The organism is Pseudomonas sp. CC11G (assembly GCF_056174845.1).
In genome coordinates this window covers 47745-66217 of the sequence record NZ_JBWBZC010000024.1, presented here as the reverse complement: position 1 = coordinate 66217, position 18473 = coordinate 47745, and the positions used below count along the sequence as shown (strand labels likewise).

The following is an 18473-nucleotide window of genomic DNA, read 5'->3' as shown; positions in this document are numbered from 1 at the left end:
CCCCATGTTGTTATCTTTGGAACCGCGCGGCCAGCAGTCGCGCGCCATGCTCTGGCTGTCACCGTTGCTGGCCGCCGTGCTCACGCTGACGTGCGGCTCGTTGCTGTTTTTGCTGTTGGGCCTGTCGCCCGCGCTCACCCTGCATACCCTGTTGATCGCACCGATCAGCGATTGGTACGGGGTGTCGGAGCTACTCGTCAAAGCGTTGCCGATTCTGCTCTGTGCCCTGGGCCTGGCTGTGGCGTATCAGGCGCGTATCTGGAACATCGGCGCGGAAGGCCAACTGCTGCTCGGCGCGTTGGCCGGCAGTGCGGTGGCGGTAAATATCATCGACTGGGAAAGCCGCTGGGCGCTGGTCTGGGTACTGGCCGCCGGCACCTTTGCAGGGGCGGCCTGGGGCGGGCTCACGGCGTGGCTGCGTACGCAGTTCAACGCCAACGAAATCCTCACCAGCATCATGCTCAATTACATCGCGCTGAACCTGTTGCTGTACTTCGTTCACGGCCCGTTGAAAGACCCCGAAGGCTACAACTTTCCCCAGTCGGCCATGTTCGGTGATATGGCGCGCTTGCCGCTGCTAAGCGACGACGGCCGCCTGCATGCCGGCATCTATTTCGCCTTGCTGGCGTTGGTGGTGATCTGGGTATTGCTGCAGAAAAGCTTCCTCGGTTTTCAGATCAAGGTGCTGGGGCTCGACCGCCGCGCGGCCGGGTTTGTCGGTTTTCGCGAGAAGAGTCTGGTGTGGTTTGCGTTGTTGGTAAGCGGGGCGCTGGCGGGGCTCGCCGGGGTCAGCGAAGTGGCCGGGCCGATTGGCCAGCTGGTGCCGCAGGTGTCGCCGGGTTACGGCTATGCGGCGATTACCGTGGCCTTTCTCGGGCGCCTCAATCCACTGGGTATCGTGTTCGCCAGCTTGCTGATGGCGCTGCTGTATATCGGTGGTGAAAGCGCGCAACTCAGCCTCAACTTGCCGCAGGCGATCACCCAGTTGTTCCAAGGGATGATGCTGTTTTTCCTGCTGGCGTGTGACGTGTTGATTTTGTATCGGCCGCGGGTGAAGGCGGTTTGGAAGAAGCGCTTGGTGGTGAAAGAGGCGCTCGTCTGAAGACCGCTCCCTCTCCCCCGCCCTCTCCCCAAGGGGAGAGGGGGTCAGACCTCACGCGGTTTGGCTCCCCTCGCCCGCCTGCGGGAGAGGGGCTGGGGGAGAGGGCCGCTTTTCGCTGGCAACAACAATTTTGCGGAGCAACACCCGATGGATCTCGACCTGTTAAGCAATATCCTCTTCGCCATGGCCCGCACCGGCACGCCGTTGCTGCTGGTGGCCCTGGGCGAATTGATCTGTGAGAAAAGTGGGGTTCTGAACCTCGGCCAGGAAGGCATGATGCTGTTCGGCGCCGTGGTGGGTTTTATCGTCGCCTTCAGCACCGGCAGCCTGTGGCTGGGCGTGCTGATGGCCGTCGCGGCGGGCATGTTGTTGTCGCTGTTGTTCGCCGCGGTTGCCCTGGGCTTTAACGCCAATCAGGTGGCCACCGGTTTGGCGCTCACCATCTTCGGTGTCGGACTTTCCTCCTTTATCGGCGCCGCCTGGGTGGGTAAACCCCTGGCCGGTTTCGAGCCGCTGGCGATTCCGCTGCTCAGCGAAATCCCGCTGATCGGGCGCATGCTGTTTGCTCAGGATGCGTTGATCTACCTGTCGTTCGCGCTGTTCGCGGTGGTGGCCTGGGTGCTGCTGAAAAGCCGCATCGGCCTGATCATCCAGGCCGTCGGCGAAAACCCCGACGCCGCCAGCGCCATGGGCCTGCCGGTGCTGCGGGTACGCACATTGGCGGTGATGTTCGGCGGCGCCATGGCCGGTTTGGCGGGTGGCTATCTGTCGCTGGCCTACACGCCGATGTGGGCGGAAAACATGACCGCCGGCCGCGGCTGGATCGCCCTGGCGCTGGTGGTGTTTGCCAGCTGGCGGGTGTTCCGTGTGCTGCTGGGTGCGTACCTGTTCGGCTTGGCCAGCATCATTCATCTGGTGGCGCAGGGCGTTGGTTTGTCGGTGCCGTCCAACCTGCTGGCGATGCTGCCGTATGTGGCGACCATTCTGGTGTTGGTGCTGCTGTCGCGCGATGCGATCAAGACCCGCCTGTTTGCACCGGTGTCGCTGGGTAAGCCGTGGCAGCCGGGGCACTAGCAACAGGATGGGTAGAGCCGCAGGCGAAACCCATCAACCCGCGCCAAACACCAACCCCACCACTGCGCCACCCGCCAACAACCACAGCGGGTGCCATTTGGTGAACACATCCAGCCCCGCCACCACCGCCACAATCACTGCCAATAGCCAGGTGGTAGCGGTGGCTTGCACCAGCAGCAAGGCGCTGGCGGCCACCAGGCCGATGGTGACGGGCACCAACCCCATCTGCACATAACCGCGCCATGGGTGGTCCTTGAAGCGGGTCCACAGGTGCAGCACAAACATGGTGATCAGTGACGACGGGCCGAACTTGGCCAGCGACGCCACCAGCATTCCGCTCCACCCCGCCACATGCCAGCCAATCAGCGGCACCACCATCATATTTGGCCCCGGCGCCGCCCGCGCTAACGCGAACAGCGCGCCGAAGTCGGCGGCGGTCATCCACTGATGCACATCCACCACCTGGCGCTGCATTTCCGGCAGCACGGTGTTGCCGCCGCCAAAGGCCAGCAGGGAAAGCTGGGTAAAAATCAGCGCCAGGGCGAACAGGGTTTCGTTCATGGCGCGCGCCTCGCGGCCAGCAAAATGCTCAGCGGGGTAATCAGCAACATGGCCCACAACAGCGGCATATGCAGCAGGCCCAGCGCGGCGAAAGCCAGCAGGGCAATGGCTATCGCCTGGGGTTTGCCGCGCAGCGGTTTGAGCATCTTGATCGCCATCGCCACCATCAGGCCGGCCGCCGCCGCAGCTAAGCCGGCGAACAGATGGCGTACCTGGGCGTCATCGTGGAAGCGCTCGTAGATCACCCCCAGGCCAATGACGATGGCGGTCGGTCCGGCGATCAAGCCGAGCATGGCGGCCATCGCCCCGCTAAACCCGTGGAAGCGCATGCCCATGGCCACCGACAGGTTGATGATATTGCCGCCGGGCAGGAACTGGCACAGGCCCAGCAGCTCGGTGAATTCTTCGTCGGTCAGCCAGTGCAGGCGCTCAACCAGCGCGCGGCGCGCCAGGGGCAAGGCGCCGCCGAAGGAGGTGAGGCCGAGGCTGAGAAAGCCGAAAAACAGGTCGCGGCGGCGGGGGCGATTGATGGGGACGTCTTCCACGGTGGGATCCTTGGAATGCAGGAAGACGGGATTATAAGCATTGGATAGCGCCCTAAGGGTTCCGCCAACTGCACTGCATTCAAGATTCTGGATCCCCGCCTGCGCGGGGATGACGGGTGTCTCTCTAACACCCCCGTCATTCCTGCGCAGGCAGGAATCCAGAATTTAGAGCCGGGCGCAGATGGCAGGTGCCGCACTGCACCAGATCACAGCGCGCCAATTCAGCCGTGCACCAACAGCGCTCTTCACATCCAGCGGAGAAAAACCGAAGGTCGCGTTTTTAAGCGTTTACACCGGTTAATTGTCCAGTTGGTCAATTTTTTGCAATCCAGATGGCAGCAACTCAAAAGAACAACGACACACACCACTGGAGCTTCATTCGCTATGCAGAAAAAAATGAAAAAGCCCCTGCTGCGGACCCTGATCGCCGCACTCGGTTTTAGCGCCACGCTGGGCGCTTCGGCGGCTGATCCGCTGAAAGTCGGTTTCGTATACATCGGCCCGGTGGGCGACCACGGCTGGACTTACCAGCACGAGCAAGGCCGCAAGGAAATGGCAGCAGCGCTGGGCGACAAGGTCGACACCAGCTTCGTGGAAAACGTGCCTGAAGGCGCCGACGCCGAGCGCGTAATCCGCAATATGGCCAAGAGCGGCTACAAGCTGATTTACACCACCTCGTTCGGCTACATGAACCCAACCCTGAAAGTGGCCAAGCAATTCCCTGGCGTGATCTTCGAACACGCCACCGGCTACAAGCAGGACAAGAACATGGGCACCTACCTGGCGCGCACCTATGAAGGTCGCTACGTCGGTGGTTTCCTCGCGGCGAAAATGACCAAGACCAAAAAGGTCGGCTATGTCGCCTCGTTCCCGATTCCGGAAGTGATCCGCGACATCAACGCCATCCAACTGGCCCTGGACAAGTACAACCCCGGCACCGAAATGAAAGTGGTGTGGGTGAACTCCTGGTTCGATCCGGGCAAAGAGTCCGACGCTGCCAACGCCTTGATCGACCAAGGCGTCGACGTGGTGTTCCAGCACACCGACAGCCCGGCACCGATTCAAACTGCTGAGCGCCGCGGCGTGTACTCGGTGGGCTACGCCTCCGACATGGCCCACTTCGGCCCGAAAGCGGTACTGACCTCCATCGTCAACGACTGGGGCCCGCACTACATCAAGTCGACCCAGGCCGTGCTCGATGGCACCTGGAAACCGCAGGACTACTGGGGCGGTCTGGCTGACGGCACCGTCAAATTGCCAATCAGCGATATCGTGCCGGCTGACGTGAAAACCGAAGCCGAGAAGATCATTGCCGATATCAAATCCGGCGCCTTCCACCCGTTCACTGGCCCGATCAAGGACCAGACCGGCGCGGTTAAAATCCCCGCTGGCGTAGTCGCCACCGAAGCTGAACTGGCGTCGATGAACTACTACGTAGAAAACGTCAAAGCTGAACTGCCTAAGTAAGTACTATCGCTATAAGTACTGTCGCAATCCGGGGGCACCCGAACGGTGCCCCTTTTTACATCTGCTATCTGTGCCGTCCCTGCTGAAGCGCTCAGCAGAACCGCCTCTTCGCTATGGGTACGAGAAGACTCAAAGCAACACACTTCTTGGAGCCACCATGCCCAATTCATTGCCCCTTATTGATATCGCCCCCCTCTACCAGGACGACGACGCCGGTTGGCTGAACGTGGCCAATCAGATCGACGCCGCGTGCCGCGAGTGGGGCTTTTTCTATATCAAGGGTCACCCCGTCAGCCCTGAACGCATCGACGATTTGCTGCACGCGGCAAAAACCTTTTTCGCCGCCAGCGAAGCAGAAAAACTGCGCATCGATATCACCCAGAGCGAACACCATCGCGGCTACGGCGGCATCGCCACCGAGCAGCTGGACCCAAGCAAGCCGAGTGACCTGAAAGAAACCTTCGACATGGGCTTTCATATGCCCGCCGATCACCCCGAAGTGCTGGCCGGCAAACCGCTGCGCGGTCCCAACCGCCACCCCGACCAACTGGGTTGGCAGGCGTTGATGGAGCAGCACTACAGCGATATGCAGGAACTGGCCAAAACCCTGCTGCGCGCCATGACGATTGCCCTGGGCATCGAGCGCGACTTTTTCGATGTGCGCTTCAATGAGCCCATCAGCGTACTGCGCATGATCCACTACCCGCCGCGCCACACTGCCAGCAGCGCCGAGCAGCAAGGCGCCGGCGCGCACACCGATTACGGCTGCATCACCTTGCTGTACCAGGACGATGCCGGCGGCTTGCAGGTGCAGAACGTGCAGGGCGAATGGATCGATGCGCCGCCCATTGCCGGCAGCTTTGTGGTGAACCTCGGCGACATGATGGCGCGCTGGAGCAACGACCGGTACAAGTCTACGCCGCACCGGGTAATCAGCCCGCTGGGGGTGGATCGCTACTCCATGCCGTTCTTCGCCGAGCCGCACCCGGATACGGAAATCAGCTGTTTGCCGGGCTGCTCGGATGCGAGCAATCCGCCGAAGTATCCGGCCACCACCAGCGTTGAGTATTTGCTGTCGCGGTTTGCCGATACGTATGCCTATCTCCGTGAAGAAGAAGCGGGTTAAGCCGCACATCAAAAGCATCGAGGCTGAAGCCTCTCCCACAAAAAACGCACACCTGTGGGAGAGGCTTCAGCCTCGAGCTTTTCTCAGCCGCACCACCCATCCCCCGCTATGCTAGGTCCCCTACCCTTTCAAACAGGAGCCGGACATGGCACAGGCAAAATCCGCATTGATCATTGGCGCCTCGCGCGGCCTCGGGCTGGGCTTGGTGCAGCAGCTGCACGCCGATGGCTGGCATGTGACGGCGAGCGTTCGTAGCCAGGCTGGCGTCGAGGCACTGCAGGCGTTGCCTGGCGTGAAAATCGAGCAGCTGGATATCAACGACGGCGCGCAGGTCAGCGCCTTGCAGCAACGCCTGGAAGGGCAGACTTTCGACCTGCTGTTTGTCAACGCAGGCGTCTCCGGGCCATCTCATCAGTCAGTGGAAGAAGCGACCATTGAGGAACTCGGCCAACTCTTTATGACCAACGCGATTGCGCCGATTCGTCTGGCGCAGCGTTTGGTTGCTCAGGTTAAAAAGCCTACTGGCGTGCTGGCCTTTATGAGCTCGATTCTGGGCAGCGTGGCCATTCCCGAAGGCAACACCATGGCGCTGTACAAGGCCAGCAAGGCGGCCCTGAACTCGATGACCAACAGCTTTGTGTGCGAGCTGGAGGACAGCCGCATCACCGTGCTGTCACTGCACCCGGGCTGGGTGAAAACCGATATGGGCGGTGACGGTGCGACGCTGGATATCGCAACCAGCTGCAAAGGGCTGGTGGCGCAGATTAATGCGCAGGCGGGGAAAGGGGGGCATCGGTTTATTGATTACCAGGGGGAGAGTATTGCCTGGTAAGGGGTGATTGATGGGTTTCGCTGCGCTCTACCCATCCTACGATGAACCGTAGGATGGGTAGAGCGCAGCGAAACCCATGCTGTGCGCGGTTACAAGCCAATAAACGTCAGCATCAAAAACGTCGCAAACAACGCAAAGTGCGTCATCCCTTCAATGGCATTGGTCTCCCCGTCGTTCAGGTTGATGGCCGCCACGATCAAGGTGATAAAAATCATCACAGACTGAATCGGCGTCATCGCCATCATGAACGGCTGGCCGGTATACAGCGCGATGCCTTCCATCACCGGCACGGTCAGAATCACCGTCGACAGCGACGCGCCCAATGCGATGTTCACCACCGATTGCATGCGGTTGGCCATCGCCGCGCGCAAGGCGGTAAGAATTTCCGGTGCTGCGGAAATGGCCGCCACCAGCAAGGCGGCCAATACCGGCGGCGCGCCGGTGCCTTCCAGCCCCAGGTCCAGCGCCTTGGACATCACCTCCGCCAACGCACCAATCACGATGACGCCCAGCACCAACATGCTGATGGAAAACGTCTTGCTGTCGTGCTGTTCCTCTTCGGGATTGACCCGACGTTTTTCCGGGTAGCTGTAGCTGAAGAAATAACTGTGCGGGCCGACCTGCATACGCAGAAACAGGGCGTAGAGCATGATCATCATGACGATGGTGAACGCCGAATAGGCCTTCCATGAGGCCTCGGGCACAAACTCCGGCACCACCATGGAAATGCCCATGGCGGTGAGGATCATCACGCTGTAACTCTTGGCCGAGTCGTCGTTGTAGGGCTGCTCGCCGTGCTTGATGCCGCCCAGCAGCGCGGCCAGGCCGAGGATGCCGTTGATATCGAGCATCACCGCCGAATAGATGGTGTCGCGCACCAGGGTTGGCGAGGCTTCGTTGCTCATCATGATGGCCAGCACCACCACTTCCACCAGCACGGCGGCCAGGGTGAGGATCATGGTGCCGTAGGGGTCGCCAACTCGGTGGGCCAACAGCTCGGCATGGTGCGCCACGCGCATCGAGGCGCAGATGATGGCGCCCACCAGCAGCAGCGCGCCGACCAACGCCACCATTTGCCCCGAATGCAGCAGCATATGTTCCAGCGGGTAGGCGATGGCCACCGCCACAATGGCGATCAGCAGCAGTTTTTCGTCTTTGAGGTGGGCAAGCATCGGGGTTGGCAGTCCATGGCAACAAAATGTTGCAGCAGCTTAAGCGGCTCGGCTGCCACTGCCAACCGTAAGCGGCAAGAGGATTGCAGGGGATTCTGTCTTCCTGGTCAGCTAAACTAGCCGGCAGTTTTCTTTTACTAGGTGTTTATTCATGTACGACTGGCTCAATGCTTTGCCCAAGGCCGAACTGCACCTGCACCTCGAAGGCTCGCTGGAGCCCGAGCTGTTGTTCACCCTGGCCGAACGCAACAAGATCGCCCTGCCGTGGAACGATGTGGAAGCGCTGCGCAGCGCCTATGCGTTCAACAACCTGCAAGAGTTTCTCGACCTCTATTACCAGGGCGCCGACGTACTGCGCACCGAGCAGGATTTCTACGACCTGACCTGGGCCTACCTACAACGCTGCAAGGCGCAGAACGTGATTCACACCGAACCGTTCTACGACCCGCAAACCCACACCGACCGTGGCATTCCCTTTGAAGTGGCGCTGAACGGCATTGCTACTGCGCTCAAAGATGGCCGCGAGCAGCTTGGCGTGGAAAGCGGGTTGATCCTGAGCTTTCTGCGCCACCTGTCCGAAGACGACGCACAGAAAACCCTCGACCAGGCCCTGCCGTTTCGCGATGCGTTTTTTGCCGTGGGTTTGGACAGCTCGGAAATGGGTCACCCGCCGAGCAAGTTCCAGCGCGTGTTCGACCGCGCCCGTGGCGAAGATTTTCTGACCGTGGCGCATGCCGGCGAAGAAGGCCCGCCCGAGTACATCTGGGAAGCGCTGGATTTGCTGAAGATCAGCCGTATCGACCACGGCGTACGCGCCAGCGAAGACCCGCGTTTGATGCAGCGCATCATTGATGAGCAGATCCCGCTGACCGTGTGCCCGCTATCCAACACCAAGCTGTGCGTGTTCGAGCATATGGGCCAGCACAACATCCTCGACATGCTCGAGCAGGGCGTGAAGGTGACGGTGAACTCGGACGACCCGGCGTACTTCGGCGGCTATGTGACCGAGAACTTTATGGCGCTGCATGAGCACCTGGGCATGACGCAAGACCAGGCGCAACGGTTGGCGCAGAACAGTCTGGATGCCCGGTTGTTTAAGGGCTGATTGAGATCGGCGGTGGGGCTGTCCCTCACCCCCAGCCCCTCTCCCGCAAGCGGGAGAGGGGAGCCTAATCGGCGTTCGGGTTACGTACGCCTTTTGCTTTTAGTCCCCTCTCCCTCTGGGAGAGGGCTAGGGTGAGGGCCCGCGAGCTACGCCATTTCCCCCTTCATCCGGGCAACCCGCGAAATCACCAACCAATCCAACACCCCAATCACCACCAGCGACATCCCCACCAACGGAAACACCACCCCCAACCCCACGATAATCACCACCGCCGTTTTCCACAGCGGTAAATCGTGACGCAGCGGCGGCACCCCCAGCTGGCCTTGCGGCCGACGCTTCCACCAGATCACCAGCCCGCTCACTGAGCTCAGCAGAATCAGCAAACACACCGCCAGCATCAGCAACTGATTGGCCAGGCCAAACAGTTTGCCTTCGTGCAGCATCACGCCCGCTTCCACGCTCTTGGCCACCAGGTTGTAGTGCTGCCAACGCACGTCGGCGAGCACCTCGCCGCTGTATTGGTCGACATGCAGGGTGGCGTCGTTGCGTGGGTCATCGGCGGAAATGGCGATGGTGTAAACACCGTCTTTGCCCTGCGGCAAGGTGATGCTGTAGCCCGGCGTTACGCCGCGCGCCTGGGCGATATCGACCACTTGTTGCAGGGGAATTTGTCCGCTCGCGGCCGGCGCCATGTCGGCCATGTTGTGGCCGTTGTGCGCGGCGTGCGGGTCGACGGCCGGCGGCGTGGACGCCGGCAGCAGGGTGTTTTCCATGGCCCAGGCAACGGTCTGCGCCTCCGGTTTATTCAGGCTGCGCGCCTCCACGCCGGACTTGGGCAGGTCATTCCACATCACTGCCGGAAACTGGTTCCACACATCGGCAAATTTCTGGCCCCAGAAACCGGTCCAGGTCATGCCGGTGAGCAGCATAAAGAGCAGCAACAGCGAGCCCCAGAAGCCGGTCACTGCGTGCACGTCACGCCAGAACAACCGCCCGCGTGCCGCCATGCGCGGCCACAGCACACCGGCGCCCCAACGTCCACGCGGCCACCACAGGTACAGACCGGAGACCACCAGCACCACACCCCAACCGGCAGCCAATTCCACTAGCCGATCACCCACGGTGCCGATCAACAGTTCGCCGTGAATCGCCCGCGCCAGGGCTTGTAGATTCTTCTGCGCATCCTGGCTGCCGAGCACGATGCCGCTGTAGGGGTCGATAAACACATTGAGCTTGCGCCCCGCCTCGGCGAGCACGAATTGCGCGCTGTGCCGGGCATCTACCGGCGGCAGGTATTGGCTGACCGCCGCCTGTGGATAAGCCGCCTGCACTCGCGCCAGTTGCTGCTCGGCGCTAAGGGTCTGGCCTATCGGATTGGCTTGGAGCAGGTCGGCATACATCAGGTTGTCGAGCTGCGGTTTAAACAGGTAAATGATGCCGGTCAGCGACAGGACGATCATAAATGGAATGACAAACAGACCGGCATAGAAGTGCCAGCGCCAGGCCTGGTTATAGAACGACACAGGAGCCTTGCTCATACGCACACCCCCGGCGTTTTAGTTTTTGTGTTGGGACATATCGTGGTCGGCAGCCGGTGCGTCTTTTTGCACGGCCACTTGCACGGTCACCTCACCGGCTTTCTCGAAATGCAGGGTCAGGGGGAAGCGCTCGCCGTCCTTGCCCTGCTGTTTCAGGTTGAACAGCATCACGTGGTAGGCCATGGGCGCGAAGGTGGCTTCGCCGCCGGCCGGCACGGTGACGAATTGCACTTGCTGCATTTTCATCAGGCCGTTCTGGTCGATGTGCTCGTGCATCTCGGCCTTGCCGGCGACGGGGGTTTCCACCGAGAGCAAACGGTCGGCGCTGGCGCCCTTGTTGTGGATGATGAAATACACTGCAGCAGTCGGCGCAGTCGGCGGCATTTCGCGCGACCACGGGTGGTCAATATGCAGCTCGCCCACTTCGTATTCATGGGCCATGGCGGCAAAAGAGGTGCACAGCAAGGCGCTGAGGATCAGGGATTTGAACAGGGTCATCAGTATTCTCCGAAAATGAAAAAACGCAGGTGCAGCAAAACGAACCTGGTTTTTACAGCGGAGAAGCGCGGGGGTTGGCCGAGGGCCAAGAGTAACGCGGCGGGGATTTGCTACGCGGTTCCCAGGCGGGCAACCGGTCGCGGCGCGCCGGCAGCAGCCAGCTCAGGCAGAACAGCAGCGCCAGGCTCAGGCCGACGGCGCCGCACAGCGGGCAATTGAAGGGGGTGGTGGCGCTGGCGTCGTTGATTGAGCCAATGCCTGAATCCAGCGCAGGGCCGGCGCTGTTGTCCGCCGAGCAGAACGCACCGCCAAAACCGTTCAGGCTCAAGCCCAGCATCTGGCCATGGCCGATGCCGCAGGCGAGCACATTGAACAGCACGCTGAAGTACAGCAGCCAGGCCATCAGCGAGCGATTGGTGAGGGACGGTTTCATGGCCGCGACTCTACCACCGCCCAATGCGATGGCAAGTTCCGGTTTGCCACAGGGGCTAGTTGCCCCAGGGTTTGGCGTCGATAAGCTGGCTACAGCGCTCTTGAATAAATTCACGCAGCAAGTACACCGTTTTGCTCAGTTGGGCGCGATGGGTGCAGATTAGGTTAAGGGCCGCCGGTTCGCCACGCAGCTCCGGCAATAGCACTTTAAGGCGCCCGGCTTGCACATCGCCGGCTACGTCCAGCCAGGATTTGTACATCACCCCGCGCCCGGCCACGCCCCAGCGGCGCACCACATCGGCATCGTCGCTCACCTGATTGCCGCCCACCGTCACGCTAAGTTCGCGCTTGCCGTCGATAAAGCGCCAGCGCTCATGCAAGCGCCCGCCGAGCATATACAGCAGGCAGTTGTGCTGAGCCAGTTGGTCGATGCGCACGGGTTCGCCGTGCTTCTTTAAATACGCCGGCGAGGCACACAGTACGCGGCGGTTGGCAGGCGCCAGCGGCAGGGCCACCAGGCTGGAATCTTCTGGGGCGCCATAGCGGATGGCGATGTCTACCGGCTGGCGAAACAGGTCGGCATTGCGATCGCCGAGCAGCAGGCGCACGTGCAATAACGGATGCTCTTGCTGAAATTCGTCGAGCCAGGGCAGCAGCACATTGCGGCCGAAATCCGACGGCGCGGAAATCTGCAGCACCCCACTAATGTCTACCTTCCGTCCCGCCAATTGCTGCTGCGCTTCGTCTAGGCTTTGCAAAGCCGCGCGGGCATAGCCCAGAAACTGCTCGCCTTCGGGGGTCAGGCGCAGGCTGCGGGTGGAGCGGGCGAACAAGCGCACTTCCAGCTGCTGCTCCAGGCGTTTGAGCGCCGCACTGGCGACCGCCGGCGACACATCCAGATCACGCGCGGCCGCCGACAGGCTGCCCAGGTCGGCGGTACGTACGACGATTTGCAGGTCATCCAGGCGCAGCATGGGCAGGTCCTTGGCAGGCGATTATCAACAAGGCGTTGAAAGAGCCTCAGCTTCTACGCTGTTTTTCCCATCAGCGAAATAGGCCACCCTGCACACCATTCATTGCCGCTATTTATTTCGGATTTTTAGGAGTCACTACCATGAAAGCCATTGCCTACTACCAACCGCTGGCCATCGACGACGAAGCCTCCCTACAGGATATCGAGCTGCCCACCCCTACCCCGCTGCCGCGCGACCTGCTGGTGGAAGTACGGGCAATTTCGGTAAACCCGGTGGACACCAAAATCCGCAAGAACGTGGCGCCGGAAAATGGCGAAGCCAAGGTGTTGGGCTGGGACGTGGCCGGGGTGGTCAAGGCAGTTGGTAGTGAAGTGAGCCTGTTCAAAGTCGGCGACAAAGTGTTCTACGCCGGCGCCCTGAACCGCGCAGGCGCCAATAGCGAGCTGCATGTGGTGGACGAACGTATCGTCGGCCATATGCCGAAAAACCTCAGCTTCACCCAGAGCGCCGCGCTGCCGCTGACGGCGATTACCGCCTGGGAATTGTTGTTCGAACGCCTGCAAGTGCCGCAAGGCCAAAGCGGCAAAAAACACAGCCTGCTGATTGTTGGCGCCGCCGGTGGCGTGGGGTCGATTCTGGTGCAGCTGGCCCGTCAGCTCACCGACCTGACGGTGATCGGCACCGCGTCCCGCACCGAAACCCAGGACTGGGTCCGCGAGCTGGGCGCCCACCATGTAATCGACCACAGCAAACCGCTGGCCGAAGAGTTGAAGCGCATCGGCGTCGGCCAGGTCACCCACGTGGCTAGCCTGACCAACACCGACCAGCACTTCGATCAACTGGTCGAAGCCCTGGCCCCGCAGGGCAAACTGGCGCTGATCGACGACCCGAAAAGCCTCGACGTGACGAAGCTCAAGCGCAAGAGCCTGTCGCTGCACTGGGAGTTTATGTACACCCGCTCGCTGTTCGAAACACCAGACATGATCGAGCAGCACCGCCTGCTCAACCAGGTGGCCGACCTGATTGATGCCGGCACCTTGCACACCACGGTGGGAGAGCACTTTGGCAGCATCAACGCCGCCAACCTGCGCCGCGCCCATGCGCTGCTGGAGAGCGGCAAGGCCAAGGGCAAGATTGTGCTCGAGAGTTTCTAAGCGCCGCAAAACCCTGTGGGAGAGGCTTTAGCCTCGATGCTCTTGAAGAGCAAAACACATCGAGGCTTAAGCCTCTCCCACCAAGGCCAAGACAAGAATGACCGTGTGTCGCGTGACAGAAATGCGTCAAAGAAAATTCTCGGGCGGCGACTAGACTGCAACTTCCTCGACTTTTCCCACCAGCAGGAGGCAGGCATGAAAATTCTCGTTCGTACGCTTTCCACGCCGCAAGGCCCGCTTTGGCAAGTTCGCATGGACCAGCATGCCGTGAGTTTTCGTAGCGAGGCGCAAGCCCGCGAGTTCGTGAATACCCTCGAAGCCCGCTTGAAAGCCCCGCACCAGCTCCCGCACGTACAACAACGCGCCGCCGGTTAAGACCGGCGGTTTACCCCTGTTACATAACGCCGAACGGCACGTTCTTCGCGCTGCGCGCGGTCACTTGCGCCAGTGTGGCGGCAATTATTCCGCACCCGCTGATCACCAGCGCCATCGGCATGGCCGTGCCGTCGTGGAGAATCCCCACCAGGCTGGCTGCCCCGGCAGCGACGGAATATTGCAGGCAACCGAGCAAGGCCGACGCGCTGCCGGCGTGGCTGCCCTGCCCGGCCATGGCACAGGCCGAGGCATTGGGAATCACGCAGCCCATGGTGGCCACAAAGCAGAACAGCGGAATCATCAGCGGCCAGAGCTGCATCGGCTTGAATGCGGCCACAGCTAGAAGCGCCAGCGCGAAGAACAGGTAGACCCAGATTATCCGCACCAGCCAGTAACCCGGCCCGTGGTGGCGCAGCAGCCAGCCGTTGAGTTGCGCCGACAAGATAAAGCCCGCCGCATTGCAGCCAAACAACCAGCCGTAGTGCTCGGCGGGCACGCCGTAGAGCTGGATAAACACGAACGGCGAGCCGGCGATGTAGGCAAACAACCCCGCCATCGCCACACCGCCAGTAAGGGCGTGGCCCATAAACGGCCCGTCACCCAGCAGCCGCCAATACTCGCGAAAGGCACCGCGTAACGGCGGCTTGGGGCCGGCGGGAATGGTTTCCGGCAGCCACAGCGCCACGCCCAGTAGGCACAGCACGCTGAACAGAGTCAGGCAGTAGAAGATCGACGGCCAACCAAACAGGTTGAGCAGCACGCCGCCGGCAAACGGCGCCACGATGGGCGCCACGCCCATGATCAGCATCAATTTGGAGAACACCTTGGCCGAGGCCAGGGGGTCGCAGAGGTCACGAATTACCGCGCGGGAAATCACCATGCCCGCGCAAACCGCCCAAGGCCTGAACGAAGCGCGCGCCGATCAGTGCGTCGAGGTTGGGTGCCATAGCGCAGGCCAGCGAACCGACCGTAAACAGCGCCACCCCCACCAACAGCGGGATGCGCCGGCCGAAGCGGTCGGTGAGCGGGCCGTACACCAATTGACCGATGGCCAGGCCGCTGAAATAGGCGGCCAGGGTGAGTTGCACATGCTCGACGTCGGTGCCGAACACATGGGCCAAGGTCGGAAAGCTGGGCAGGTAGAAGTCGATGGCCAGGGGGCCGAACGCGCTCAGGGCGCCGAGAATAAGCAGAATACGTAAATTCATGAACGGTCCGACGACGGTAGAAAACGCGGCCGACGATGGTACACCAATAGCAGGCTAACGATCTCGCCACAAACGTAGGATGCGTAGAGCGCAGCGAAACCCATCGATTCGCGAAACGATGGGTTTCGCTGCGCTCGCCTAGGCGGCCCCCTCCATCCTATGGTGCCGGAGATTCCTCAGTCGGCTGCGATTTCGGCTTTTCCTTGCTCAGCTTCGCCGCCGCCGTTTCCACCAGGAAATAGAACATCGGAATCACAAAGGTCGCCAGCAAGGTCGCCGCCAACATGCCGCCGATTACCCCGGTACCAATCGAGTGGCGGCTCGCCGAACCGGCGCCGGTGCTGATGGCCAACGGTACGCAGCCGAGAATAAACGCCAGCGAGGTCATCACGATCGGCCGGAAGCGCAGCTTGGCCGCTTCCAGCGCCGAGTCGTAAATGCTCATGCCTTCGTTGCGACAGAGCACGGCGAACTCGACGATCAGAATGGCGTTTTTCGCCGCCAGGCCGATCAGCGTTACCAGGCCAACCTGGAAGTACACGTCGTTCTCAATGCCCCGCAGCCACACCGCCAGAATGGCGCCGAACACCGCAAACGGCACGGCGGTGACCACGGCCACCGGCAAGGTCCAGCGTTCGTACTGGGCGGCAAGAATCAGGAACACCATCACCAGACCGAAGATAAATGCCGTACTGCCCGAGCCCTGGGAAGCCAGTTCCTGATAGGCCTGGCCAATCCAGCCAAGGGTGTAATCGGCGCCGAGGGTTTCGTCCGCCACTTCCTGCATGGCGTCCAGCGCCTGGCCCGAGCTGTAACCGGGCGCAGGCCCGCCGAGCACTTTGGCCGCCGGGTAGACGTTAAAGCGCGCGTAGCTGTCCGGCCCGAGAATGCGCCGCACGCTGACCAGGGAGGACAACGGAATCAGCTCGGAGGTAACCGTGGAGCGCACATATACCTGGCTCAGGTCTTCGGGTTTTCTGCGGAACTCCGCTTCGGCTTGCAAGCTCACCTGCCAGGTGCGGCCGTAGAGGTTGAAGTCGTTGACGTAGTAGCTGCCGAAGGTGGTCTGCATGGCGGTGAATACATCGTTGATCGCCACGCCCAGGGCACGCGCCTTGGTGCGGTCGAGGTCGATGTAGTACTGCGGCACTTCCGCGTTGAAGGTGGTATTTACCCCGGCCAACTCAGGCCGTTTGGCCGCCGCGGCCATGAATTTATGAACCATCTGCTCAAGCTGTTCGCTGCTGCCCCCGCTGCGGTCCTGGATATACGCCTCGAAGCCGCCGGTGGTACTCATGCCGGTAATCGGCGGCGGGTTGAAGGTCATCACCATGGCGTCTTTCTGCGAGGCGCCCATGGCCATAAAGGCGTGCGGCAGGTTGCGCGCATCCAGTTCGTCGGTGGTGCGTTCGCTCCAGTCTTTCAGCGGAATAAACGACACACCAGCGTTGCTGCGGGTGCCGAAGGTGAGCACGTCAAAACCGGCGAAGGTCACCACGTCCTGCACAGCGGGGTGCTTCATCAGTTGTTCGGTTACATCACTGGTGACTTTCTCGGTGCGGGTCAGGGATGCCGCCGACGGCAGGAAGTAGGCGTTCAGCACGTAGCCCTGATCTTCGTCCGGCACCAGCGAACTGGGCACCCGGCCAAACAGCACCACCATCAGCGCAATCATGCCGCCAAATAGCAGCAGGCCGATAAACGAGCGCTTGAGGAAGAACACCACGCCACGGCTGTAGCCGGAAGTGGCCTTTTCGAAGAACGTGTTGAACCAGCGGAACGGCGCCGCCGGCTCGTGGTGCCCCGGCTTGAGCAGCAAGGCGCACAACGCCGGCGACAACGTCAGTGCCACCAGCCCGGACACCGCCACCGAGACGGCAATGGTGATGGCGAACTGCTTATACATCTGCCCCGCCAGACCACCGAGAAAGCCCACCGGAATAAACACGGCACACAGCACCAGCACGATGGCGATGATCGGCCCGGTCACCTCCTCCATGGCCTTGATCGCCGCTTCGCGCGGCGGCAGTTTTTCCGTGCGCATCACCCGCTCGACGTTTTCCAACACCACGATGGCGTCGTCCACCACGATACCGATGGCCAGCACCAGGCCGAACAGCGTCAGCAGGTTGATGGAGAAGCCGAGCACATACATGCCGGCAAAGGTGCCGATCAGCGACACCGGAATGGCCAGCACGGGAATCAGCGTGGCGCGCCAGTTCTGCAGGAAGATAAACACCACCAGCACCACCAGCACCAAGGCCTCGAAGAAGGTATGAATCACCTCCTCGATGGAGACCTTCACAAACTTGGTGGTGTCGTAGGGAATCTTGTAGGTCATGCCGGATGGGAAGCGCTTGGCCAGCCGCTCCATCGTGTCGCTCACCGCTTTGGCGGTGTCCAGGGCATTGGCGCCGGGTTGCAGGTAGATACCGAACGCAGCGTTCTGCTGACCGTTGAGGCTGGTCATCAGCGAGTAGTCCTGCGCGCCCAGCTCCACCCGTGCGACGTCTTTGAGCAGCAGGCTCGCGCCGGTTTCGTCGGTGCGCAGAATGATGCTTTCAAACTCTTTCGGGTCGGCGAACCGGCCTTGGGTGGTCACCGTATAGGTGAAGTCCTGCTCCTGGGTCAGCGGCTGTTTGCCAAAACTACCGGCGGCGAACTGCGAGTTCTGCTCCTGAATCGCGTTGACCACATCGGTGGGCGTGAGGTTGTACTGCGCCAGCTTGTCCGGCCGCAGCCAGATGCGCATGGAGTAGTCCTTGGAGCCGAACTGGCTGGCATCGCCCACACCGGGAAGACGCTTGAGTTCGTCGATCACGTTGATGAGCGCGTAGTTGCTGATATAGATCGGGTCCCGGGACGCATCCGGGGAATACAGGGTGATTACCTGGAGGATGTCGGAGGATTTCTTCTCCACCTTCACCCCTTGCCGGCGCACTTCTTCCGGCAATTTAGCCAGCGCGGCCTGCACCTTGTTGTTGACGTCGATGGTGGCCTGGTCAGGGTCGGTGCCCACCTGGAAATACACGTTGAGGCTCATGGCACCGCTGCTGTCTGAGTTCGACAGCTGGTAGATCATGCCCTGCACGCCGTTGATTTCCTGCTCCAGGGGCGCTGCCACGGTTTCGGCGATCACCTGGGAACTGGCGCCCGGATAACTGGCGGATACCGCCACCTGCGGCGGGAGAATTTCCGGGTACTGGGAAATGGGCAGCGAGCGCATGGCCGCGAGCCCGGCAAGAACGATGACCACGGAAATTACCGTGGCGAAAATCGGCCTATCAATAAAGAAGCGAGAAATCACGGC

Annotated in this window: 16 protein-coding genes and 1 pseudogene; 8 read left to right on the top strand and 9 right to left on the bottom strand. The window is 61.3% G+C overall.

Annotated elements, in window-relative coordinates:
- Positions 1-4 precede the first annotated feature (4 nt).
- Both AC0V2S_RS22740 and AC0V2S_RS22735 read left to right on the top strand, forming a co-directional pair.
- Positions 5-1102, top strand: coding sequence for an ABC transporter permease (locus AC0V2S_RS22740; RefSeq protein WP_475511689.1), 1098 nt, complete (start codon positions 5-7; stop codon positions 1100-1102).
- A 147-nt stretch (positions 1103-1249) separates the two neighbouring features.
- Entirely contained in the window at positions 1250-2176 is a 927-nt protein-coding gene (locus tag AC0V2S_RS22735; RefSeq protein ID WP_475511688.1) for an ABC transporter permease, read from the top strand.
- A gap of 33 nt (positions 2177-2209) precedes the next feature.
- On the opposite strand, the gene AC0V2S_RS22730 is transcribed toward AC0V2S_RS22735, so the two are convergent.
- Positions 2210-2737, bottom strand: a complete 528-nt coding sequence (locus tag AC0V2S_RS22730) for a chromate transporter (RefSeq protein WP_475511687.1) — start codon at positions 2735-2737, stop codon at positions 2210-2212.
- Positions 2734-3282: a chromate transporter gene (locus tag AC0V2S_RS22725; protein WP_475511686.1), complete on the bottom strand. Its 549-nt coding sequence runs from the start codon at positions 3280-3282 to the stop codon at positions 2734-2736. The genes AC0V2S_RS22730 and AC0V2S_RS22725 overlap by 4 nt, the downstream gene beginning before the upstream one ends.
- A 384-nt stretch (positions 3283-3666) precedes the next feature.
- Between AC0V2S_RS22725 and AC0V2S_RS22720 the strand changes: the two genes are divergently transcribed.
- From AC0V2S_RS22720 to AC0V2S_RS22710, 3 genes are all read left to right on the top strand, one after another.
- Positions 3667-4749 (top strand): BMP family ABC transporter substrate-binding protein, encoded by a 1083-nt coding sequence (locus tag AC0V2S_RS22720; RefSeq protein ID WP_475511685.1) that lies wholly within the window; start codon positions 3667-3669, stop codon positions 4747-4749.
- Positions 4750-4906: 157 nt separating this feature from the next.
- Entirely contained in the window at positions 4907-5875 is a 969-nt protein-coding gene (locus AC0V2S_RS22715) for a 2-oxoglutarate and iron-dependent oxygenase domain-containing protein (protein WP_475511684.1), read from the top strand.
- Positions 5876-6020: 145 nt separating this feature from the next.
- Positions 6021-6707 (top strand): SDR family oxidoreductase, encoded by a 687-nt coding sequence (locus AC0V2S_RS22710; RefSeq protein WP_475511683.1) that lies wholly within the window; start codon positions 6021-6023, stop codon positions 6705-6707.
- 89 nt (positions 6708-6796) lie between these two features.
- Here the strand turns inward: AC0V2S_RS22710 and AC0V2S_RS22705 are convergent, their stop codons facing one another.
- Complete coding sequence (locus tag AC0V2S_RS22705) at positions 6797-7879, bottom strand: calcium:cation antiporter (RefSeq protein ID WP_475511682.1); 1083 nt, start codon at positions 7877-7879, stop codon at positions 6797-6799.
- Between the two features lie 151 nt (positions 7880-8030).
- On the opposite strand from AC0V2S_RS22705, the gene AC0V2S_RS22700 reads away from it, so the two are divergent.
- Positions 8031-8984, top strand: coding sequence for an adenosine deaminase (locus AC0V2S_RS22700; RefSeq protein WP_475511681.1), 954 nt, complete (start codon positions 8031-8033; stop codon positions 8982-8984).
- A gap of 146 nt (positions 8985-9130) precedes the next feature.
- Here the strand turns inward: AC0V2S_RS22700 and AC0V2S_RS22695 are convergent, their stop codons facing one another.
- Genes AC0V2S_RS22695 through AC0V2S_RS22680 form a run of 4 tightly spaced genes read right to left on the bottom strand, consistent with a single transcriptional unit; the run spans position 9131 to position 12426 of the window.
- Positions 9131-10522: a PepSY-associated TM helix domain-containing protein gene (locus tag AC0V2S_RS22695; RefSeq protein ID WP_475511680.1), complete on the bottom strand. Its 1392-nt coding sequence runs from the start codon at positions 10520-10522 to the stop codon at positions 9131-9133.
- Positions 10523-10540: 18 nt separating this feature from the next.
- The gene (locus tag AC0V2S_RS22690) at positions 10541-11020 is read right to left on the bottom strand and encodes a copper chaperone PCu(A)C (RefSeq protein ID WP_475511679.1); all 480 of its coding nucleotides are present in this window, start codon (positions 11018-11020) and stop codon (positions 10541-10543) included.
- Positions 11021-11072: 52 nt separating this feature from the next.
- Positions 11073-11453: a DUF2946 domain-containing protein gene (locus AC0V2S_RS22685; protein WP_475511678.1), complete on the bottom strand. Its 381-nt coding sequence runs from the start codon at positions 11451-11453 to the stop codon at positions 11073-11075.
- A 55-nt stretch (positions 11454-11508) separates the two neighbouring features.
- The gene (locus AC0V2S_RS22680) at positions 11509-12426 is read right to left on the bottom strand and encodes a LysR family transcriptional regulator (protein ID WP_475511677.1); all 918 of its coding nucleotides are present in this window, start codon (positions 12424-12426) and stop codon (positions 11509-11511) included.
- A 140-nt stretch (positions 12427-12566) separates the two neighbouring features.
- On the opposite strand from AC0V2S_RS22680, the gene AC0V2S_RS22675 reads away from it, so the two are divergent.
- Entirely contained in the window at positions 12567-13580 is a 1014-nt protein-coding gene (locus AC0V2S_RS22675) for a zinc-binding alcohol dehydrogenase family protein (RefSeq protein ID WP_475511676.1), read from the top strand.
- A 195-nt stretch (positions 13581-13775) separates the two neighbouring features.
- Positions 13776-13955: a hypothetical protein gene (locus AC0V2S_RS22670; RefSeq protein WP_475511675.1), complete on the top strand. Its 180-nt coding sequence runs from the start codon at positions 13776-13778 to the stop codon at positions 13953-13955.
- Between the two features lie 19 nt (positions 13956-13974).
- Here the strand turns inward: AC0V2S_RS22670 and AC0V2S_RS22665 are convergent.
- Positions 13975-15163: pseudogene (locus AC0V2S_RS22665) on the bottom strand (multidrug effflux MFS transporter).
- Between the two features lie 157 nt (positions 15164-15320).
- Complete coding sequence (locus AC0V2S_RS22660; protein ID WP_475511674.1) at positions 15321-18470, bottom strand: efflux RND transporter permease subunit; 3150 nt, start codon at positions 18468-18470, stop codon at positions 15321-15323.
- Positions 18471-18473: the final 3 nt, after the last annotated feature.